Annotated in this window: 19 protein-coding genes, 1 tRNA gene and 1 other RNA gene; 9 read left to right on the top strand and 12 right to left on the bottom strand. The window is 68.1% G+C overall.

Features of this window, described 5'->3' with window-relative positions; genetic code table 11:
* Positions 1 to 5: 5 nt before the first annotated feature.
* Positions 6 to 1,280, bottom strand: a complete 1,275-nt coding sequence (locus AU194_RS07845) for an aminotransferase class I/II-fold pyridoxal phosphate-dependent enzyme (RefSeq protein WP_059088690.1) — start codon at positions 1,278 to 1,280, stop codon at positions 6 to 8.
* 37 nt (positions 1,281 to 1,317) lie between these two features.
* Positions 1,318 to 1,414, bottom strand: an RNA gene (gene ffs / locus AU194_RS31050) — signal recognition particle sRNA small type.
* Positions 1,415 to 1,483: 69 nt separating this feature from the next.
* Between ffs and AU194_RS07840 the strand changes: the two genes are divergently transcribed.
* The 3 genes from AU194_RS07840 to AU194_RS07830 all read left to right on the top strand — a co-directional run bounded on the left by AU194_RS07840 (position 1,484) and on the right by AU194_RS07830 (position 3,406).
* Positions 1,484 to 1,568: transfer RNA gene (locus tag AU194_RS07840), tRNA-Ser, on the top strand.
* Positions 1,569 to 1,642: 74 nt separating this feature from the next.
* Complete coding sequence (locus tag AU194_RS07835; RefSeq protein WP_059088667.1) at positions 1,643 to 2,290, top strand: hypothetical protein; 648 nt, start codon at positions 1,643 to 1,645, stop codon at positions 2,288 to 2,290.
* Between the two features lie 90 nt (positions 2,291 to 2,380).
* Entirely contained in the window at positions 2,381 to 3,406 is a 1,026-nt protein-coding gene (locus tag AU194_RS07830) for a S1C family serine protease (protein ID WP_059088666.1), read from the top strand.
* Here AU194_RS07830 and AU194_RS07825 read toward each other — a convergent pair.
* Positions 3,403 to 4,044, bottom strand: a complete 642-nt coding sequence (locus tag AU194_RS07825; protein ID WP_059088665.1) for a TetR/AcrR family transcriptional regulator — start codon at positions 4,042 to 4,044, stop codon at positions 3,403 to 3,405. The two genes, AU194_RS07830 and AU194_RS07825, sit on opposite strands and share 4 nt — an antisense overlap.
* A gap of 77 nt (positions 4,045 to 4,121) precedes the next feature.
* Between AU194_RS07825 and AU194_RS07820 the strand changes: the two genes are divergently transcribed.
* A complete protein-coding gene (locus tag AU194_RS07820; protein WP_059088664.1) occupies positions 4,122 to 5,189 on the top strand; it encodes a dihydrodipicolinate reductase in 1,068 nt (355 codons plus the stop codon).
* A gap of 224 nt (positions 5,190 to 5,413) precedes the next feature.
* The gene (locus tag AU194_RS07815) at positions 5,414 to 5,692 is read left to right on the top strand and encodes a WGxxGxxG family protein (RefSeq protein WP_059088663.1); all 279 of its coding nucleotides are present in this window, start codon (positions 5,414 to 5,416) and stop codon (positions 5,690 to 5,692) included.
* A gap of 49 nt (positions 5,693 to 5,741) precedes the next feature.
* On the opposite strand, the gene ligD is transcribed toward AU194_RS07815, so the two are convergent.
* Genes ligD through AU194_RS07800 form a run of 3 tightly spaced genes read right to left on the bottom strand, consistent with a single transcriptional unit; the run spans position 5,742 to position 9,514 of the window.
* The gene (gene ligD, locus AU194_RS07810) at positions 5,742 to 6,785 is read right to left on the bottom strand and encodes a non-homologous end-joining DNA ligase (protein WP_059088662.1); all 1,044 of its coding nucleotides are present in this window, start codon (positions 6,783 to 6,785) and stop codon (positions 5,742 to 5,744) included.
* A complete protein-coding gene (locus tag AU194_RS07805) occupies positions 6,785 to 7,852 on the bottom strand; it encodes an ATP-dependent DNA ligase (RefSeq protein ID WP_059088661.1) in 1,068 nt (355 codons plus the stop codon). The genes ligD and AU194_RS07805 overlap by 1 nt, the downstream gene beginning before the upstream one ends.
* A 57-nt stretch (positions 7,853 to 7,909) precedes the next feature.
* Entirely contained in the window at positions 7,910 to 9,514 is a 1,605-nt protein-coding gene (locus AU194_RS07800) for an HNH endonuclease signature motif containing protein (protein ID WP_059088660.1), read from the bottom strand.
* A gap of 123 nt (positions 9,515 to 9,637) precedes the next feature.
* On the opposite strand from AU194_RS07800, the gene AU194_RS07795 reads away from it, so the two are divergent.
* On the top strand, positions 9,638 to 10,267 hold the full coding sequence (locus AU194_RS07795; protein ID WP_059088659.1) for a TetR/AcrR family transcriptional regulator: 630 nt from the start codon (positions 9,638 to 9,640) through the stop codon (positions 10,265 to 10,267).
* Between the two features lies 1 nt (position 10,268).
* On the opposite strand, the gene AU194_RS07790 is transcribed toward AU194_RS07795, so the two are convergent.
* Positions 10,269 to 11,636: an LLM class flavin-dependent oxidoreductase gene (locus tag AU194_RS07790; RefSeq protein WP_059088658.1), complete on the bottom strand. Its 1,368-nt coding sequence runs from the start codon at positions 11,634 to 11,636 to the stop codon at positions 10,269 to 10,271.
* Positions 11,637 to 11,688: 52 nt separating this feature from the next.
* Between AU194_RS07790 and AU194_RS07785 the strand changes: the two genes are divergently transcribed.
* Together AU194_RS07785 and AU194_RS07780 are read left to right on the top strand one after the other, a co-directional pair.
* Positions 11,689 to 12,246, top strand: coding sequence for a nuclear transport factor 2 family protein (locus AU194_RS07785; protein ID WP_059088657.1), 558 nt, complete (start codon positions 11,689 to 11,691; stop codon positions 12,244 to 12,246).
* Positions 12,243 to 13,025, top strand: coding sequence for an SDR family oxidoreductase (locus AU194_RS07780; RefSeq protein ID WP_059088689.1), 783 nt, complete (start codon positions 12,243 to 12,245; stop codon positions 13,023 to 13,025). The genes AU194_RS07785 and AU194_RS07780 overlap by 4 nt, the downstream gene beginning before the upstream one ends.
* Here AU194_RS07780 and AU194_RS07775 read toward each other — a convergent pair.
* From AU194_RS07775 to AU194_RS07755, 5 genes are all read right to left on the bottom strand, one after another.
* Complete coding sequence (locus tag AU194_RS07775) at positions 13,000 to 13,416, bottom strand: cupin domain-containing protein (RefSeq protein WP_369804053.1); 417 nt, start codon at positions 13,414 to 13,416, stop codon at positions 13,000 to 13,002. The genes AU194_RS07780 and AU194_RS07775 overlap by 26 nt on opposite strands.
* Positions 13,413 to 14,006, bottom strand: coding sequence for a sigma-70 family RNA polymerase sigma factor (locus tag AU194_RS07770; protein WP_059088656.1), 594 nt, complete (start codon positions 14,004 to 14,006; stop codon positions 13,413 to 13,415). The genes AU194_RS07775 and AU194_RS07770 overlap by 4 nt, the downstream gene beginning before the upstream one ends.
* Before the next feature lie 111 nt (positions 14,007 to 14,117).
* Positions 14,118 to 16,913 (bottom strand): LuxR family transcriptional regulator, encoded by a 2,796-nt coding sequence (locus AU194_RS07765; RefSeq protein WP_059088655.1) that lies wholly within the window; start codon positions 16,911 to 16,913, stop codon positions 14,118 to 14,120.
* 52 nt (positions 16,914 to 16,965) lie between these two features.
* Positions 16,966 to 17,634, bottom strand: a complete 669-nt coding sequence (locus AU194_RS07760; RefSeq protein WP_059088654.1) for a nitroreductase — start codon at positions 17,632 to 17,634, stop codon at positions 16,966 to 16,968.
* An 8-nt stretch (positions 17,635 to 17,642) separates the two neighbouring features.
* Positions 17,643 to 18,401, bottom strand: a complete 759-nt coding sequence (locus AU194_RS07755; protein WP_059088653.1) for an SDR family oxidoreductase — start codon at positions 18,399 to 18,401, stop codon at positions 17,643 to 17,645.
* A 131-nt stretch (positions 18,402 to 18,532) separates the two neighbouring features.
* Here AU194_RS07755 and AU194_RS07750 point away from each other — a divergent pair, with 131 nt between their 5' ends.
* Positions 18,533 to 19,252 carry an SDR family NAD(P)-dependent oxidoreductase gene (locus tag AU194_RS07750; RefSeq protein ID WP_059088652.1) on the top strand — a complete coding sequence of 240 codons (720 nt, stop codon included), beginning with the start codon at positions 18,533 to 18,535 and terminating at the stop codon, positions 19,250 to 19,252.
* The last annotated feature ends 12 nt before the right edge of the window (positions 19,253 to 19,264 follow it).

Below are 19,264 nucleotides of genomic sequence, written 5' to 3'. Positions count from 1 at the left end.
GATGCTCAACCGAGCAGAGACTCGGTGGCCGACAGCAGCGCGCACGTGGCCAGACCGTCGATGGCGGACCGCAGATCGTCGAGCGAGGGAAAGGACGGCGCAATGCGGATGTTCTTGTCCTCGGGGTCTTTTCGGTACGGGAAGGCCGACCCGGCCTCGGTCACCGCGATACCCGCGTCCTTGGCCAGCGCGACGGTGCGCCTGGCGGTGCCCGGCCACACGTCGAGGCTGACGAAGTAGCCGCCCTTCGGGTCGGTCCACGAGGCGATCTTGGAATCGCCGAGCCGCTCCTCGAGGACCTGCGCGACCAGCGCGAACTTCGGTGCGAGCAGTTCGCGGTGGCGCTGCATGTGCAACCGCACCCCGTCGGCGTCGCCGAAGAACTTCAGGTGCCGCAACTGGTTGACCTTGTCGGGGCCGATCGACTTCTTGCCCGCGTGCTGCAGGTACCAGGCGATGTTGCCCAGCGAGCCGCCGAGGAAGCTGACACCTGCGCCTGCGAAGGTGATCTTCGACGTCGACGCGAACACCAGCGGGCGGTTCTGGTTCCCGGCGGCGGCCGCGAGACCGAGGACGTCGACCTGGCGCATGAAGTCCGGCGTCAGCGTGTGCACCGCGTACGCGTTGTCCCAGAACAACCGGAAATCGGTTGCCGCCGTGCGCATCTGGACGAGACGACGAACCACTTCCCACGAATAGGTGACGCCGGTGGGGTTACCGAACACCGGGACGCACCACATGCCCTTGATCGCGGGGTCGGCCGCGACGAGTTCCTCGATGAGGTCGACGTCGGGCCCTTCCTCGAGCATCGGCACCGGGATCATCTCGATGCCGAGGTTCTCGGTCAGCGCGAAGTGCCGGTCGTAGCCGGGCGCAGGGCACAGGAACTTGACGACCGGCTCAGCGCTCCAGGGCCGGGGCGAATCCACCCCGCCGTGCAGCAGCGAGAACACCACGGTGTCGTGCATGAGTTCGAGGCTCGCGTTGTTGCCCGCGATCAGGTTGGGCACCGGGATGCCGAGCAGCTCGCCGAAGATCGCGCGCAGTTCCGGCAGGCCGTGCAGACCGCCGTAGTTGCGGACGTCGGTGCCGTCGCCGTCTTTGAAGCTGTCACGGCCGGGCAGTTCGAGCAGCGCGTTCGACAGGTCGAGCTGCTCCGGGGAGGGTTTGCCGCGGGTGAGGTCCAGGCGCAGCCCCTTGGCCTGCAGCTCGGCGTAGTTGCGCTGCTGCCGCTCGTGCTCGGCGGCCAGGTCGTCGCGGCTCAGAGAATGGAACGACACCGCGGGGCCTTTCACCAGGGGGTACCGGGACGTGAAAATCAAGGGGACCCCGCGCACCCGCCAGAGCCCGTTGACCCTTGCTGCCTTCCGGCCCTGGGGGAGTTCACAGGATGGACGCCGCGCGGGGTCCGACCTGAGTGTAATACCCGCGGCGGGGGCGACTCCTCGGGGAGCACACCCGCCCATCGGCTAGCATGGCCCGCGGAGGATTCGCCTAGTGGCCTATGGCGCTCGCCTGGAACGCGGGTTGGGTTAACGCCCTCGCGGGTTCAAATCCCGCATCCTCCGCACTCGGTCCGGGGTGCGATCAGCGATCCGAGGTCCTGATCGCACCGCCGGCCCACCAAATCTCGAGGAGGAGTATGCGGCGCTCGGTCGCGGTCATTTGGCACGCATCGTTCTCCGTCATCGCTGCTGTTCTCTACTTCTTCTTCGTCCTTCCGCGCTGGTTCGAGCTGATGGGCTCGACGTCGCACACCCTCGGCACGGTGCTGCGGATCGTCACCGCCGCACTGGTCGGCCTGGCCGCACTGCCCGTGGTGTTCACGCTGCTGCGCACGCGCCGCCCCGAGTTCGGGACCCCGCAGTTGGCGTTGCGCCTGCGCGTGGCATCGATCGCGTTGCACGCGCTGGCCGGGGCACTGATCCTGGGCACGGCGATCAGCGAGATCTGGCTGGATCTGGACTCCGCGGGCCCGTGGCTGTTCGGGATCTACGGGGCGGCCGCCGCAATCGCACTGCTCGGCATCTTCGCCTTCTATCTGGCCTTCGTCGCCGAACTGCCACCGCCTCCGCCGAAACCGCTCAAGCCGAAGTCGCAGGCGGGCCGCCGCGGCCGCAAGAAGGCCGAGGAGAGCGAGCCCGAGGCCGAGGTCGAGGAGAGCGAGCCTGAGGTCGAGGAGACCGAAGCCGAAGAGGAACCCACAGACGAGCCCGAACCCGCCACCGGCGGCCGGCTACGCAACCGTCGTCGCCGCCGTCTTCGCGGTGGCGTCGCCGTCGAAGACTGAGGTCAGCGCCGCTCGCATCGACATCTGTCGGTCCGATCACGAACAATGTGAGCGAGACCCGAGTTACAAAACGTCGTCGAAGGGCAATTCATGGGCATGCTCCGTCTTCGTTGGCTGTCCGTGCTCTCGGCCGTCACGGCCGTACTCGTGGCACTGGTGACGCCCTTCGCCCCGGCCACGTCGAGCGCCGCGCCCGCTGACCCGGTTGCCGCGGCCGCCGCCGTCGAGCCCGCCGTGGCGCGTATCGACACCGAGATCGACTACCAGAACGCCCTGGGCACCGGCACCGGCATCGTGCTGGACCCGGGCGGTCAGGTGCTGACCAATTTCCACGTCGTACAGGGCGCCGACCGGGTGAACGTCACCGTCGCAGGCCGGTCCTTCCCGGCCGACCTCGTCGGATACAACCGCGGACGTGACATCGCAGTGATCCAGTTGCTCGGCGCGGGCGGGCTGCCCGTGGCGCCGATCGGCGACTCCGCGGCGCTCGTGGCCGGTGAACCGGTCGTCGCGCTCGGCAACGCCCAGGGCTCGGGCGCGCCGCTGACCCGTGAGGTCGGCAGCGTCACCGCATTCGGCCGCACCGTTCAGGCCGAGGATTCGCTGACCGGCAGTTCTGACGAGCTCAACGGGCTGATCGAGTTCGCCGCCCCCGTGCGTGCGGGCGACTCGGGCGGCCCCGTCGTCAACGGTGCCGGACAGGTCGTCGGCATCACCACCGCGGCGTCGGTGAGCTACCGGATGGGCCCCGGCGGCAAGGGTTTCGCGATCCCGATCAACGACGCGATCGCCGTCGCCAACCAGATCCGGTCCCGGACCCCCGCCGATGGTGTCCACATCGGGCCGCCCGCACTGTTGGGCGTCGGTGTGCGCACCGCTCCCAGCGACGTGCCGGGTGTGCTGATCCAGGAAGTGCTGCGCGGCGGGCCCGCCGAGGCGGCCGGGCTACGGGCCGGTGACGTGCTGGTCTCGATCAACGGCATCCGCGTCCCGTCGGCCACCGCGCTGACCTACACGCTCGACAACTTCTACCCGGGCAACGTCGTCGACGTCACCTGGATCGACCGCGCCGGTCAGCAGCACACCGCCCCGGCCACGCTGGCCCCCGGACCCTAGTCCGGCAGCAGCCGTTCCAGCCCGGCGATCGCCAGGTCGAGTTCGAACTCGAACTGCCCGTGATCTGGGTGCGGCGCCGTCTCGAGCACCCGCCGTAACGCCGGGTAGTCGCCCTCCGCCACGTTCTCCAGCGCGGCACGGGTCTCGGCCCGGTGGATGTCGCGCAGGACGTTCTGGGCGGCGGACTGCGCGATGTTCGCCACCGCGGTGACGCCGCGGCGTGCGTTCTCGGGGCTGAACCCGGCATCGAGCAGCGCGGCGAGGACCCGTTCGGCGAGCGCCAGCACCGCGGTCGCGCCCACACCGCGGAACGGCGTGTGCTCGGCGACGACCCCGACCTGGACGAGGCCGTCGCGGTAGGCGTGGGCGTAGGCGCGTAACACCGCCCGCCAGTCGCCGTCGGCGGGCAGTTCGACGCGCTCGAGTTCCTGTTCGAAGCGGTCGACGACGACGAGTGTCAGCAGCCCCTGGCGATTGCCGACGTAGTAGTGCAGCGCCTTGCGGCTGACGCCGAGTTCGTCGGCGACACCCTGCATGGTGAGTTCCGGCCCGGGCGCCCGGCGGGCGGCGGCGACGATCTGTTCGCGGCTGATGCGTGCCGGCCTGCCGCGGGCGCGGCGCGGCGCGTCGGCTCCCATCCGGGCAGCGTACGCAACCGGTGGCGAATTTTCGCCGATCGGCAAAAAAGCCGCACGCGCCGCCCTAATCTGAGCGAGTGCCAAACACTTCCTATCGCGTCGTCCAGTGGACGACCGGCAATGTCGGTAAGAGTTCCGTCGCGGCCATCGCAGCGAATCCGAATCTCGAACTGGTCGGCTGCTATGCGTGGTCGGCGGAGAAGGTAGGCCGCGATGCGGGCGAACTGGCGGGCATCGCACCGCTCGGGGTTGCCGCCACCGATGACGTCGACGCGCTGCTCGCGCTGAAGCCGGACGCGGTCGTCTACAACCCGATGTGGATCGACGTCGACGAGCTGGTGCGCATCCTGGAAGCGGGCGTGAACGTAGTCGCCTCGGCATCGTTCATCACCGGGCACAACCTCGGTGAGGGCCGCGACCGGTTGGTCGAGGCGTGCCAGCGCGGCGGCGCGACGTTGTTCGGGTCAGGCGTCAGCCCGGGCTTCGCGGAACTGCTGGCCATCGTCGCCGCGACCGCGTGCGACCGCGTCGACAAGATCACCATCGCCGAATCGGCCGACACCACGCTGTACGACTCCCCCGACACCGAACGCCCCACCGGGTTCGGCATGGCGATCGACGATCCGGAACTGCAGCCGATGGCGGCCAAGGGCACCGCGGTGTTCGCCGAGGCGGTCCAACTCGTCGCCGACTCGCTGGGGATCGTGCTCGACGAGATCGTGTGCGAGTCCGAGTACGCGCAGACCATCGAGGATCTGCCGATGGCTTCGTGGACGATTCCGGCCGGGCACGTCGCCGGGGTGGCGGCCAGCTGGCAGGGACGGGTGGGCGGCAAGACCGTCATCGACATCAACGTGCGCTGGAAGAAGGGGCAGACGCTGTCCCCCGACTGGCAGCTCGACGGCGACGGCTGGAAGATCACCGTCGACGGCAGGCCGACGGTCAACATGAGCGTGGGTTTCCTGCCGCCGCAGGACATGATCGAGAACGCGACGTCGCTCGAGGACTTCTTCGTCCTCGGCCACATCATGACGGCGATGCCTCCGATCCACGCCATCCCCGCGGTGGTGGCCGCCGAACCCGGCATCGCCACCTACACCGATCTGCCGCTGCCGCAGGCGCGTGGAGTGGTGCCGATTAGCTGAATCTGCGCAGGTGCACGCGATTCCGAGACACGGATTAGATCGGCTATGTACCGTACGCTCGGGATTTGATTCAAAGATTAAGGTTTCATGACAAAGCGCCGGGGTATCTGAACCTTTGCGATCGGGGGGGACGAACGTCGTTCCCTGCCGTGCGTGGACCGCAGCCGCGGTCCGATCGTCCATCGGCCCGGAACGGATATGGGCCACAAGGTTTGGAGTTACCTATGCGTGAAATCGTTGCTGCCGCTGTTGCCACTGGCGCGCTGCTGTTCGGCGGGGCAGGCGTAGCCAACGCCGCCACCGAGTACGCACCCGTCCAGGGCCCGTCGACCACCGTGGTGGCCCAGGCCGACGAGGAGGAAGACGGCGACAACACCGGCCTCTGGGGTCTCGCCGGGCTCCTGGGTCTGCTCGGGCTTCTCGGCCTGAAGAAGCGCAAGGACACCCATGCGGTCGCCCCGGCGCCGGGCACTCCCGGTTACGGCACGCCGCCGCGCACGTAGGCACCGAGCTTCACCGGTCGGCCCGTCACCACCATGGTGGCGGGCCGGTCTACTTTCGGTTGCCTTCGTCGTCCCAATGCTCGGCGACCATCTTGCTCGGCTGCACGCGCGGCGGCTCCCCCGGCATTTTCGGGTAGTTGGGCGGGTACGGCAGGTCGCCGAGGCCACGCTCGTCGTCGGCGGCGACCATCTCGAGCAGCTTGTCGATCGACTGGGCGTTGTCCTCGATGCCGGCCCACGGATCCGCCCGTCCCGCAACGAGATCCGGCACGGTGGCGATCGTGTAGTCGTCGGGGTCGGCGTCGGCGAGTTCTTTCCACGTCAGCGGTGTGGACACCGTGGCGATCGGCGTCTTGCGCGCCGAGTACGCGGAGGCGAAGGTGCGGTCCCGCGCGTTCTGGTTGAAGTCGATGAACAGTCGCTTGCCGCGCTCCTCCTTCCACCACGACGTCGTGACGGCATCAGGCGCACGACGTTCGACCTCGCGGGCGAGTGCGATGCCGGCGCGGCGCACGGCGATGAAGTCCCAGTCGGTCGCGATGCGCAGAAATACGTGGACGCCGCGACCGCCGGAGGTCTTGGGGTAGCCGACCAGGCCGAGTTCGTCGAGGAGAGGTTTGAGGACGTCGACGGCGATGGTGGCGGCCTCGCGGAAACCGGTGCCCGGCTGCGGGTCGAGGTCGATGCGCAGTTCGTCGGGGTGTTCGACGTCGGGGCAGCGCACTTGCCACGGATGCAGCGTGACGGTGCCCATTTGGGCGGCCCAGGCGATCGCCGACGGATGGGTCACCTTGAGCGCGTCGGCGGTCCGGCCGGAAGGGAACGTCACCTGGCAGGTCTCCAGGTAGTCGGGATGCTTCTGCGGGACCCGTTTCTGGTAGATCTCCTCCCCCTCGATGCCGTCGGGGAAGCGCTGCAGGTGCACGGGCCGGTTGCGCAGCAGTGCGACCATCGGACCCGAGACGGCGCGGTAGTAGTCGAACAGGGCGCGTTTGGTGCCGGCGGCGCCGAGTTTCGGGAAGTAGGGCTTGTCCGGGTTGGTCAGCCGGACCTTGACGCCGTCGACGTCGACTTCCTCTGCAGCCGTTGCCATCAGGAGCGCTCCAACACGTCGTAGAGGTCGTAGGTGAGCGGGACTTCGAGTTGATCGAAGGTGCAGCTGGCGGGGTCGCGGTCGGGCCGCCACCGCCGGAACTTGACGGCGTGCCGGAAACGTCTGCCCTGCACCGAATTTCCCTCCATCTGGTCGTAGGCCACCTCGGCAACGCGTTCCGGGCGGATCGGTATCCAGCGCTTGTCGGCGGCGGAGTTCCAGCGGCTCGGATCGCCCTCACGCATCTCGTCGCCTTCGCGCAGCGGTTCGAGTTCTTTCAGGAGCTTGAGGCGGTCCTTGGCGGTGAACGAGGCGGCGCCGCCGACCATCTGGAGTTCGCCCTCGTCGGTGTAGAGGCCCAGGAGGAGCGAGCCGATGCCCTCTCCGCTTTTGTGGATGCGGTAGCCGATGGCCACGCAGTCGGCGTCGCGGGCGTGTTTGACCTTCACCATCTCGCGCTTGCCCGGCAGGTAGTGGCCGTCGAGGCGTTTGGCGATCACCCCGTCGAGACCGGCGCCCTCGAACTCCTCGAGCCACTGTGCGCCCAGGCTCGGGTCCTCGGTGGTGCGGGTGACGTGGCACCACTGTTTCTCGTTGACCGCGTCGACGAGTGCTTCGCGGCGATTGCGGAACGGCTCCTTCATCAGCGAGGTGTCACCGACGGCGAGCGCGTCGAAACCGATGAAGTGTGCGGGCGTCTGCTCGGACAGCGACTTGATGCGGGATGCGGCGGGGTGGATGCGTTGGCTCAACGACTCCCAGTCGAGGCGGGTGCGGCCGCCGATCTCGCGGGGGACGACGATCTCACCGTCGAGTACGCAGCGCGGCGCGAGTTCGTCGCGGACGGAGTCGAGGACTTCGGGGAAGTACCGGCCGAGGTCTTTACCGCTGCGCGATTGCAGGACTACGTTGTCTCGGCCCGGGCCACCATCGCGGAACACGACTGCGCGGAAGCCGTCCCACTTCGGTTCGTAGGACCACACCCCCTCGTCGACGGGTACCTTGGCCTGCGCCTTGGCCAGCATCGGTTCCAGCGGAGGTCTGACGGGGAGATCCACGGCTTCCATACTCACGTAGACCGGTGTACCCAGACAATGTCATCGGAGTTCCGGTTCGGCCGCACTTCAGAACGGTGGGGGGTCGTCGCCGCCGGGTGGCGGTTCGGGGGTCGGTTGTTTGGCAGGCTTGTTCCGTTTGGCGAGTGCTCGCGCAACGGCATTGTCGGCGCGTTGGGCCTTGATGCGTGCGGTGTAGTCGGCGGCGCGGGTGCGTCGTCGTCTGGGCATCTTGGCGGTGCGGTCGGGGTCCGGTGGTGGCTGGGCCAGCGGCGGTAGTGCGGCGGTGGTGGTGTCCCAGGTGGGGAAGAACAGCCGGCTTCCGGGCATGGTGGTGTAGCGCTGTCCGGTGGGGGTGGTCCAGATGACGGTGCCGTCGGGAAATTGTTCGTCGTGCCAGCCGTCCCAGAAGGTTTTCCCCAAATGGTGGGTACGGCATTTGCAGTTCAGATTCGACGCATGGGTGGGCCCGTAGGGCCAGGGCACGACATGGTCGATGTCGCAGCGTTCGGCGGGCACGTCGCAGCCAGGGAACCGGCAGAACAGATCACGGGCCCGCACGAAGGCCGCCAGCTTGGCCGACGGACGGTAGTGCGGTTCGGGATCAGGCCCCGGGACCCAGAGTTCTTTGATCGCCGCGCCGTTGCGGATCGCTTCGGCGAGCGCGGCGATCGGCAGGACGGTCACCCCCGGCAGCAACGCCACCCCCGAATCATGCGGGCAAGGGCGAGAATTCGAGGCCTCCGGTTCGAGTTCTCCGACGGGGCCGGCCTCCACCTGCTCAGCGTTCGGCTCTGGCTTTGGCTCGGCGTTCTCACGCAGCCATTGCTCGTGGTGGGCGTGGTCGTCCTCGGCGATCAGCCGCTTGGCCGCCTCGATCGCGGCCGGGTCGGCGATCACCGAGATCCCCACCCGCGACTTACCCGGCGCCGGCGATGTGCAGTCCGGTGATCCACACCGGCAGGGCAGATGGTCCTGGCCTTGGATGATCGCGCCCAACGCACACGAACGCCGCTCCCCGACCGTGCGCGGATCCTGATCGCAGATCCCCTTGAGCAGCTCGTCAATCCGCGCCTTGAGGACCTCGCCGTCACACCCCAGCAGCAGCCCGTACACCGACACCAGATCATCGGGGTCATTGGGCGACCCGATCCGCACATCGCGTTTGGCCACGGCCTCTTTGGCGCGGGCCACCGCATCCGGATCGAACCGGGTGACCAACGCATCAAGGGCGTGGATCAACCGCTGCTCGGACAACGGCCCCCACCGCACCGCCCGCTCGGCCAACGCGGCATCCAGCAGCGCCAACGTCTGCTGATCATCGACCAGACGGGTGCGCCAGGTGATCTCCGAGATCAACCGGCCAGCAAGCCGGCCCTGCAGATACAACGCCCCCACCCGGGGTAGCCGGTCGCGCAACGCGATCGCGATCCGCATCTGACCCGATGCGCGTTTCTGGCTGATGGTCAACTTCGCCCCGACCTCCGAGGCCGTCGCCGCCCACGAGTCATACACCCAGTCATCGCATGTCTCGTCGAACGTCACGCTCGTATGCGTCAGCTGCGCGATCGCGGCCAACTTGCGCGCCCCGGCCTGGGTCTCCTCCCGGGCAGCCTGTTCGACCTCAGCGAGCAACGCGGCCTCGTCGAGCCCCGCGAACACTGTGTCGAACATACTGTCGAACCTACCCCGACCCCCTGACAACTTCTGCGGTTATCCACAGGCGCCGTTGAGAATCCGAGATTTGTCGAACGCCATACATCCGTACAGGCATGAGTGGTGACAAGATGTCTACCCATGGCGACCTCGTCGCGGCGCGTCGGCGCCGAAACCTCCAAGACCCGCGACACGCTGCTCGACTGGGTCGAGAAGATGATGCTCGAAGAGGGCTATGCGAGCGTCACCTACCGCGCGCTGGCCGCCAAGGCCGGCGTCACCCCCAGCCTCGTGCAGTACTACTTCCCGAGCCTCGACGACATCTTCATCGCCGCGATCCGCAGGTACTCGGAACGCAACCTCGACTACCTCAACAAAGTCCTCGAAAAGCGCGCCGAGGACCCCCTGCGCGCCCTGTGGGAGTACAGCTGGGACGAGGCGACCGGTGCGATGATGACCGAGTTCATGGCACTCGGCAACCACCGCAAGTCCATCCGCACGGAGATCGCCGCGGTGACCGAGAGTGTGCGCACACTCCAACTGAAGGCGCTCACCGCGAAATTCGGCGAAGACGCCCGCCCCTGGGGCGACCTGTCCCTGCCCGCACTGCAACTGCTGATCTCGAGCCTGCCGAAGTTTCTCAACCTCGAGAAGGGCGTCGGCGTGGACATGGCGCACGCCGAGCTCACCGAGGCGTTCGAGCGCTACCTCGACGCGATCGAACCGCCCGCGCCCAAGCGGAAATCAGCTGCCCGCAAGCGTTCCCGCTGAATCAGCAGAACATGCCGCGATAGCCGTGCGCGGGGTGGCGTGGGGACACATCCGCCGACCTCCCGAACAGCTTCTCCCGCAACGTGCCCGGCTCGTACTCACGCTGCATGATGCCCTTGTCCTGCAGCACCGGCACCAGGTGCTCGAAGAACTCGTCGTAGCTGTTCGGCAGCAGAGCATTCATCACCTGCACGCCGTCGACGCCGGCCCCTTGGTACTCCAGCAGCCGAGCGGCGATCGTCTCCGGTGCACCGACCACCATCTGTGGCAGCGACAGCGACGTGAGGAAGTCCCTGACCGTCGGCTTCGACCCGGCGGGCCACGCATTGATCACCGCGAGGAATGCGCCTTGGATACCGGGGATCTCGTCAATGATGTCCTCTAGAGGCGTCGCGGGATCGAAGCGTCCCAGGTCCATCCCGCTCAGGCTGGAGAAGTACGCGGTCTGAGCCTCAGGGCTGCGCCACTCTTCGAGCTCACCCCACTTGCGGTAGGCCTCTTCATCGGTCGACCCGATCACGAACATCATCCCCTGCAGGAACAGGATGTCGCCGTCCTCGCGACCGTTGGCGCGTGCGAGGTCCCGCACGGTCCCGACCTGTTGTGCGATCGTCTCCAATGAGTAGGCCGACAGAAACATCAACTCGGCGTGCCGGCTGGCGAAGTCGAGCCCCGCCGGCGATCCACCCGCCTGCGCCAGCACCGGCGTGCGCTGCGGCGACGGCTCCATCAGGTTGAACCCCTCGACGCTGTACCGCCGCCCCCGGTGGTTGATGTCGTGCACCTTCGACGGGTCCGCGTAGACGCCCTTCGCGGGATCGTTCACGATCGCGTCGACATCCCACGAACCCTCCCACAACTTGTAGGTGACATCGACGTACTCCTCGGCCCACGCGTATCGGTCGTCGTGCGAGAGGTTGCCCGGCAGACCGAGATTGCGGAACGCCTTCTCGTTGGCCGACGTGACGATGTTCCATCCGATGCGTCCGTTCGACAGGTGGTCGAGAGTGGACGCGGCACGCGAGAATACAAACGGGTGGTGGGAGATCACCGAGCTCGTGTAGAGAAACCCCAGATCCTGCGTTTGATGCGCCAGTGCCGGGATCAGCATGGTGCAGTCGGCGATCGGGACGTTCATCGCCATCTCGAAGACGACGTCCCGCGAGCCGTTGTACTCGCCCTGTACACCCATGAGATCGGTGAAGAAGAACGCGTCGACCTTGGCCTGTTCGGCCTTCTTGGCCAGGTCGACCCACATGTCGAAACCCTTGTACTTCCGGTTGCCTGCGTCCGGATGCCGCCAGCTGCCATGGAAGTTGTGGCCGATCGAATCCATCACCAAGAGGGTGAAGATCATGCGCTTGGTCATGCGTCGATGCTATACACTCGTACAACGCAGATGGTGTTGAAAGGACAGATTCGTGACCGACTCCGACGAGCTCGCACAACTTCGCAAGCGCGTGCAGTACCTCGAGGACAGAACGGCGATCCTCGACTGTGTGATGAACCAGGCCCGCGGACACGACCGCCACGACGCCGAGTTGATGGGCAGCGTCTACTTCGAGGACGGGATCGACGAACACGGGCCGACCGTCAAAACCGGCCCCGAGTACGGCGATTGGGCCAATCAGGCACACACCGCGGTGTTCGAGGACCACCTGCACAACATCACCACCCACACCTGCGAGATCGACGGCGACGAGGCGCACGCCGAGAGCTACGTGATGGGCGCGATGCGGGTCAAGGGCGGCAAGATCGTGTCGCTGATGGGTGGCCGCTACATCGACCGCCTGGAACGCCGCGACGGCGTCTGGAAGATCGCGTTGCGCCGCTGCACGATCGAGTGGATGATCAGCGGCGACTCGTCGGTGCTGAACTCCGGTGCGGTCAAGGGCTTCATCAAGGGCAAGTGGGACAAGACCGATGCGTCCTACATTCGGCCGCTGAAGTTGGACAGCGAGCCCGTCGACCGGTGGTGAGACTCGCCGACCGCGTCGCCCTGGTGACCGGCGGCGCCTCGGGCATCGGCCGCGCGACCGCCATCCGGTTGGCCGGCGCGGGCATGCGGGTGTGTGTACTCGACATCGACGGTGCTGCGGCGAAGGCGGTGGCCGACGCCATCGGGGGCATCGGATTGCATTGTGACGTCACAGATCCCGATGAGATCGAGATGGCGTTCGCGGCGTGTGTGACCACGATGGGCGGGCTCGACGTGGTCTTCCTCAACGCGGGCATCACCATCGACTGGTCCGGCGACATCGGCGAGTTGGACCTGGCCCAGTACCGCCGATCAGTCGGGGTGAATCTCGACGGTGTGGTGTTCGGGGCACGCGCCGCCGTCCGCACCATGCGCACCCTCCCCCACGCCGACCGCGCAATCCTGGCGACCGCATCGCTCGCCGGTCTGATGCCGTGGCACCCCGATCCGGTGTACTCACTCGGCAAACACGGCGTCGTCGGCTTCATGCGGTCGGTCGCCCCGAATCTGGCCGCCGAAGGCATTGCGGTGCACACGATCTGCCCGGGTATCACCGAGACCGGGGTGCTGGGCGACCGCCGCCCGCTCGTCGAGCGCATCGGGGTTCCCGTCATGGACCCGGTCGCCATCGCCGACGCCGTACTGGTGGCGCTCGAGTCGCCGGCGGGCAGCACCGGGACCTGCTGGGTCACCCAGCACGGGAAGCAGCCCTGGGCAATGGAATTCGCAGAAGTGCCCGGTCCCGACAGCCGACTCAACGTGCCGGTGAGGCGTCGCTGACCCGCAGGTGCGCACGCGCGGCGAGTTCGTCGTCGTCGACCAGCACCAACATCGGCTGGCCCGGCACACAGAACATCGTGACCACGAACCGGCTGCGGACATCGTCGCGGTTGTTGGCGTCCGAGTAGTGGATGACGTCGCCGCCGGGTTCCCAGAACGCCTCTCCCGCCCGGACCACCCGCGGCGGTTGCCCTTCGAGTTCGAACAGCATCTCGCCCTCGAGCATGTAGCCGAACGCCGGCCCGCTCGGGTGCCGGTGCGGCGGGGTGCCGTGGCTGCCGGGCGGGTATTCGATCACGACGGTCATCGCCTCGGCGTCCGTGGGGATCGCGGGCGGGCGCGCGCTCTGCACGACCGTGACCGCACTCATCCAGTCGTCGCCGGACATCATGCCGCCTGCGGCAGTTCGGACGCGAAACGACCACGCGCGCAGTTTTTCCCGACCAGCGCGCGACGCAACTGGGTACGGGCGCGGGACACCCGCGACATCACGGTGCCGACCGGGATGCCCATCAGCACGGCGGTCTCGGCGTAGGTGTAGCCCTCGACGTCGGCGTAGTACAGCACCGTTCGGAAGCCGTCGGACAGTTGCGCGAGCGCGGTGCGGACGTCGTCGTCGAGCAGGGTGTCGAGCACCTCGGATTCCGCGGATCGCGCGCCGGAGGCCAACAGGTCGTGATCGGTCAGCGCGGCCGACAGCACCTCCGCCGGGCGGCGTTCCTTCCACCGGTAGGCGTTGACCCACTGGTTGTACTGGATCCGGAAGAGCCACGCCTGTAGGTTGGTGCCCTCCTCGAAGTGGCGGAAGCCCGTGTACGCGCGAACCAGGGTCTCCTGCAGCAGGTCCTCGGCATCGGCGTCGTTGTGGGTCAGCCGGCGGGCTCCCCGCAACAGCACGTCGACCATCGGCCAGACCTCTGCGGCGAAGCGGGCTTTCAGTTCAGCGTCGGTTCCGACATCGTCGGGGTCGATGACCTTCATCGGGGATACCTTCCGGTCGATTGTCCTCCCAGCCCGGCCGGGCTGTCTAGACAAAAGACTGGTCTCACGCGGCCCCTGGGGGACCCTTGAGAATCCGTAGTCCGTGGGCCCCTAGTGAGACCACGAAACGGTGCGCAACTGCCGCCGCGAGGTGATGCCCAACTTCACGAACACCTTCCGCAGATGCCATTCGACGGTGTGCACGCTGATGAACAACTGTGCGCCGATCTCGGGGTTTGTCAGGCCGTCGGCGGCCAGGCGCGCGATCTGCTCCTCCTGTGCGGTCAGATGGTCTCCGCTGGCCAGAGGCTGTTTACGGACCTTCTCCCCGACCGCGGTCAACTCACGCCGGGCGCGCTCGGCGAAGGCGTGCGCGCCCATCTCGGTGAACATGTCGTGGGCTTCGTTGAGGTGGCGGCGGGCGTCGCCGCGCCGGTTGGCCCGTCGCAACCATTCGCCGTAACCCAGGTGTGTCCGCGCCCGGTGCACCGCCACGCGTGAACGGCTGAGCTGGTCGAGCGCCTCGGTGAACAGCCGGTCGGCATCGTCGTCGTCGGCGAGCAGCGCCTTCGCCGACGCCACCGCCCCGAGGCCCCACGGTGTTGCGCTCGCGCCTGCACGTTCCTCGATGTGTCCGAGCGCGTCCTGCGCGGCGTCGAGTTCACCGACGTGCGATGCGGACTCCACCAGCTCGTGCAGGGCCCAGCTGTAGAAGCCGAAATCCTCGTACTCGCAGGCCGTGTGGGCGGCGGCGAACGCCTCCTGATAGCGTCCCAGCCCGTTGTACAGCACCGCTGCCGCGTACCCGGTCAACCCCAGCAACCGGCCCTCGCCACGCGCAGCCCCGTCGGCGGCCGCCTCGTCGATCAACCGGGTGGCCTCCGCGGCAGCGCCCCGCCACGCGGCGATGATCAGGAAGTGGTAGCGAACCGGACCACGGTGCGTGGTCGCCGCGGTGATCGAATGCGCTTCCGCGATCAGTGTCGCCGCCGTGTTCAGCTCACCGAACATGACGTGGACGCCCGCGCGGTAGACCAACGCCTGCGGGAGTCCGGCCAGCGCGCCGCTGTCGCGGGCCTGTTGGACGACGGCGGCCGACAGCGCGTCGACGAGGTTCTCGTCCCACAGCTCGTGGGCGGCGGACTCCTGCAGGATCGGGAAGGCGGGCACCAGCCACCGCTGCAGTTGGGCGGGTTCGGTGGAGGCCAGCTTTGACATCGCGTCCAGCGCGGTGCGCATGGGCGTGACGCCGCCCCGGATACCGCCGCTGATCCGTTCGGTCATCCCGCGGAAGAACAGGTCCACTGCCCGCGGCAGTTCCGCGGTCCGCGACATCACCGAGCGGGCCGCTTCGGCGGCGCCCAGCAGCGCGCCGGGCTGTCCGAGCCGACCGGCGTACATCAGCGCCGCGAATGCCTCCAGATAGCACTCCCGAGACGCGAATCCGTCGACGTCCTCCAGCTGCTTGGCGGCGTCGAGCAGCACGGCCGCGGTCTCCCCGACCAGCGGCGCCCCCACCTCGCCCGCCCGGCTGCTCGCGAACGCGATCTGGCCACGCAGCCGTGCGGCGCGGGCGCGTTGCAATTCCGACAGTGGCGCCAGTTCGGCGATGGTCAGCAGATCATAGGCCGCCGCCATGTCCGCGGCGTCCCGCTTGGCCTGTGCCGCGGCGAGGGCGCGGGTACCGCGCAGTTCGGGATCCGCGGTCAGGACCGCGGCACGTTCCAGGAAGGCGGCCGCGGCGGCGATCCCACCGCGGTTCTGGGCACGACTCGCCGACGCCTCGAGTTCGGCGGCCACCGAATCATCCGTCGTCGCAACTGAGTTGGCGGCATGCCACGCACGTCTGTCCGGATCGACGCGGGCATCGGTGGCGGCGGCCAGCGCCGCGTGGATCTGCCTGCGGTCGGCCCGATCGGCGGCGCGGTAGGCCGCCGATCGCATCAGCGGGTGGTAGAAGCGCATCCGGGGACCGAATTCGATGACCCCGGCGCTCTCGGCCGGCGCCAGCGCGTCCACGGCGACACCCAGAAGCGCTGCGGCACGCAGGAACAGCGCGGAGTCGCCGACCGGTTCGGCCGCGGCGAGCAGGAGCAGCCTGCGGGTGTCGACGGGCAGCGCCATGATGCGGCGGATGTAGCGCTCCTCGATCCGACCGGCGGACCCGTGGGCCCCCACGTTCCAGAACCCACCGGCGAGTTCTGCGGCGGAGTAGCTGCGTGGGACTTCGAGCAATGCCAACGGGTTACCGCGGGTCTCGGCCACCACCCGGTCCCGCACCGCGGCGTCGAGGCCGCCGATCACCAACTCGTCCAGCAGCATTCGCGCTTCCGCGTCGGACAGCCCCGGCACCGGCAACTCCGGCAGTCCGGTCAGCACCTCGGCGCCCTCGACGCGAGCCGCGAACACCAGCGCCACCGGTTCGGCCATCAGCCGGCGCGCGACGAACCCCAGGGTCTGCACCGAGACCTGGTCCAGCCACTGGGCGTCGTCGACGACGCACAGCAGCGGCTGGTCCTGCGCGGCGGCCGACAGCAGGCTCAACACCGCGAGCCCGACGAGGAAGCGTTCGGGCGGGGGTCCGGTGCCCCGCCCGAATGCGACCTCCAGCGCATCCCGCTGCGGTGTCGGCAGGTCGTCGAGGTGTCCGAGCAGCGGCGCGCACAGCTGGTGCAGGCCGGCGTAGGCCAACTCCATATCGGATTCGACGCCGGAGACGTACACACATCGCACGCCCTCGGCCTGGTCGAGCAGGTAGTCGAGGAGCGCGGTCTTACCCGCACCCGGTTCACCCCGCAGCACCAACACCTGAGACTGGCCGGTGCGCATTCGCGCCGTGACGTCGCGCAGTGCGGCGGTTTCCGCGGCACGACCATGCAACGGCCGACCCCGCTCTTGGCTCGCCATACGACACCGTCCACTGATCAGAGTGGATGGTAGCGAGTCGACCAGCCGCGGTCTAGGCGTCCGCGACGAACGTGACCGTCTCCGACAGCGGTGCGCGGCCGGTGCGGGCGTAGCCGACGGCGGGATCCTCGTAGCCGATGGACATCCCGCAGAACAAGATCAAGCCGTCATCCGGTTCGACGACCTCCGCGACGGTATGGCGGGTGGTCGACCATGCCATCTGCGGGCAGCTGTGCAGCCCTTCCGCGCGGAGGAGCAACATCACCGTCTGCAGGTACATGCCGAGGTCCGCCCACTGCGGCAACCCCAGCCCCCGGTCGATGTAGCAGAACAGGGCAGCCGGTGCGCCGAAGCAGTCCCAGTTGCCGATCGCCGCGCGCTGCCGGGCCTCCCAGTCGTCGCGGACGATTCCCAGGGCGCGGTAGCGCTGTTCACCGAAGGCGTGGCGACGGTCCCGATAGGGCGATTCCATTGCCGCGGGATACATCTCGAATTCGCGCTCATCCCAGGGATCACCGGCCGCTACCCGCTCGACAGCACGCTTCTTCAGCCGCGCCAGCGGTTGACCGGTCACCACGTAGATGCGCCACGGCTGCAGATTGGATCCGGAGGGCGACCACGCCGCGGCGGCAAGCACACGTTCCAGTGTCTCCCTGGGCACGGGTTCTTCGGTGAATCCGCGTACTGCGCGACGACTGGTGACCGCCTCATAGACATCCATGGCGCTCCTCAGCCCTTGGCCGCCGCTTCGAGTATCCAATCCGAGAAGCGGGTGTCGAACAGCGTCGCGCCCACGCCGGGAACCAATGTGCGCTCGGCGATGTCGACGCCCCAGTAGCCGGCGGCAGGATCCGCGACGACGTCGCGGCCGTCGCCACGGGCGCGTAACGCGGTGCGGATCAGCTCGGGTAGGCGGAACTCCTCGGGACCACCGACTTCGGTGATCCCGTTGACCGGTTCGTTGACCGCGGCGATGGCGACGGCTTCAGCGACGTCGGCCGCGGCCATCGGCTGAATCAGCGCATCGGGCAGCCGGACGGTGTCACCCGCGGTGGCGGAGTCGGCGATGACCGGAAGGAAGTCGAAGAACTGCGTCGCGCGCACGATCGTGTACGGCACCGACCCCTGACCGATCAGCGACTCCTGCGCCAATTTGGCTTGGAAATAGCCACTTTGCCGGGCCAGCAGTTCGGTGCCGACCACCGACAGCGCCACGTGGTGCGATACCCCGGCCGCGGCCTCCGCCGTCAGCAGATTGGTGGTCGCCACGTCGAAGAACTCCTTGGCGGCCTCCTCCTCGAACGTCGGCGAGTTCGTCACGTCGACCACCACCTGCGCCCCGGTCAGCGCATCGGCCAACCCCTCGCCGGTGAACGCGTTGACGCCGGTGGACGGTGCGGCTGCCACAGCGTCGTGGCCGTGCTCGATCAGCCCCTCCACCACTTTCGATCCGATCCGGCCCGTACCGCCGATGACGACGATTCTCATGGTGACCCCTTTCTCGTGTCCGCTCCCCGGAACCCGCGGCGGGGCGCCGATTCATCCCCGTGGCGGTCGTCACTTTCGGATAACCCGTGCGCGCGGTCGCGGTTCCAGCCGATGAGACGAAAGGAAATCGCATGGAACTACCGGGATATCGGGCGTTGGTCACCGGCGGCACCGCGGGTATCGGGCTGGCATCGGCGCGATTGCTGGCCGACGCCGGTGCGCACGTGGTCATCACGGGCCGCAACGCCGGACGCGGCAGTGCCGCGGCGGCGACGCATCCGCGCTTGCACTTCATCGAGGCCGACATGGCCGACCTCGACTCGGTGGCCGAACTCGTCCGGCAGGCCGGAGAGGTCGACGTGCTGGTCAACAATGCAGCCGGCTTCCCCGGAGCGATGACCGTCGACCAGGGTGTCGCTACGTTCACCCACACCTTCGACACCAATGTCCGCGGGTGCTACTTCCTGACGGCCGGACTCCTGCCGGGCATGGCCGCCAGGGGCGGGGGCAGCATCGTCAACATCACGTCGATGGTGGCGGGTAAGGGTGTCCCCGCGGCGTCGGTCTACAGCGCGTCCAAGGCGGCACTGGAGTCGCTGACCCGCACGTGGGCGGTCGAGTTCGCGGGAGATCGTGTGCGGGTCAACGCCGTCGCGCCCGGCCCGACGAGAACGGAAGGGGTGACGGCGGAATGGGGTGACACCAACGAGGAACTCGGGCGGGCGCTGCCGCTTGGGCGGGTCGCCGAACCGGACGAGATCGCCCACGCCGTGCTGTTCCTGGCGTCGCCGCGGTCGAGTTTCATCACCGGGACGACGCTGCACGTCGACGGCGGCGGATCGGCGACCTGAACACGGGCGGAT

It is taken from the genome of Mycobacterium sp. GA-2829 (assembly GCF_001499965.1).
Lineage (GTDB): Bacteria > Actinomycetota > Actinomycetes > Mycobacteriales > Mycobacteriaceae > Mycobacterium.
This window is presented reverse-complemented; position numbering and strand designations above follow the sequence as displayed.

Coding starts and splice junctions, on each gene's coding strand:
- AU194_RS07835 (WP_059088667.1), top strand. CDS start 1,643: ATGCGGCGCTCGGTCGCGGTCATTTGGCACGCATCGTTCTCCGTCATC.
- AU194_RS07830 (WP_059088666.1), top strand. CDS start 2,381: ATGGGCATGCTCCGTCTTCGTTGGCTGTCCGTGCTCTCGGCCGTCACG.
- AU194_RS07825 (WP_059088665.1), bottom strand. CDS start 4,044: ATGGGAGCCGACGCGCCGCGCCGCGCCCGCGGCAGGCCGGCACGCATC.
- AU194_RS07815 (WP_059088663.1), top strand. CDS start 5,414: ATGCGTGAAATCGTTGCTGCCGCTGTTGCCACTGGCGCGCTGCTGTTC.
- ligD (WP_059088662.1), bottom strand. CDS start 6,785: ATGGCAACGGCTGCAGAGGAAGTCGACGTCGACGGCGTCAAGGTCCGG.
- AU194_RS07805 (WP_059088661.1), bottom strand. CDS start 7,852: ATGGAAGCCGTGGATCTCCCCGTCAGACCTCCGCTGGAACCGATGCTG.
- AU194_RS07800 (WP_059088660.1), bottom strand. CDS start 9,514: ATGTTCGACACAGTGTTCGCGGGGCTCGACGAGGCCGCGTTGCTCGCT.
- AU194_RS07795 (WP_059088659.1), top strand. CDS start 9,638: ATGGCGACCTCGTCGCGGCGCGTCGGCGCCGAAACCTCCAAGACCCGC.
- AU194_RS07790 (WP_059088658.1), bottom strand. CDS start 11,636: ATGACCAAGCGCATGATCTTCACCCTCTTGGTGATGGATTCGATCGGC.
- AU194_RS07775 (WP_369804053.1), bottom strand. CDS start 13,416: ATGATGTCCGGCGACGACTGGATGAGTGCGGTCACGGTCGTGCAGAGC.
- AU194_RS07770 (WP_059088656.1), bottom strand. CDS start 14,006: ATGAAGGTCATCGACCCCGACGATGTCGGAACCGACGCTGAACTGAAA.
- AU194_RS07765 (WP_059088655.1), bottom strand. CDS start 16,913: ATGGCGAGCCAAGAGCGGGGTCGGCCGTTGCATGGTCGTGCCGCGGAA.
- AU194_RS07760 (WP_059088654.1), bottom strand. CDS start 17,634: ATGGATGTCTATGAGGCGGTCACCAGTCGTCGCGCAGTACGCGGATTC.
- AU194_RS07755 (WP_059088653.1), bottom strand. CDS start 18,401: ATGAGAATCGTCGTCATCGGCGGTACGGGCCGGATCGGATCGAAAGTG.
- AU194_RS07750 (WP_059088652.1), top strand. CDS start 18,533: ATGGAACTACCGGGATATCGGGCGTTGGTCACCGGCGGCACCGCGGGT.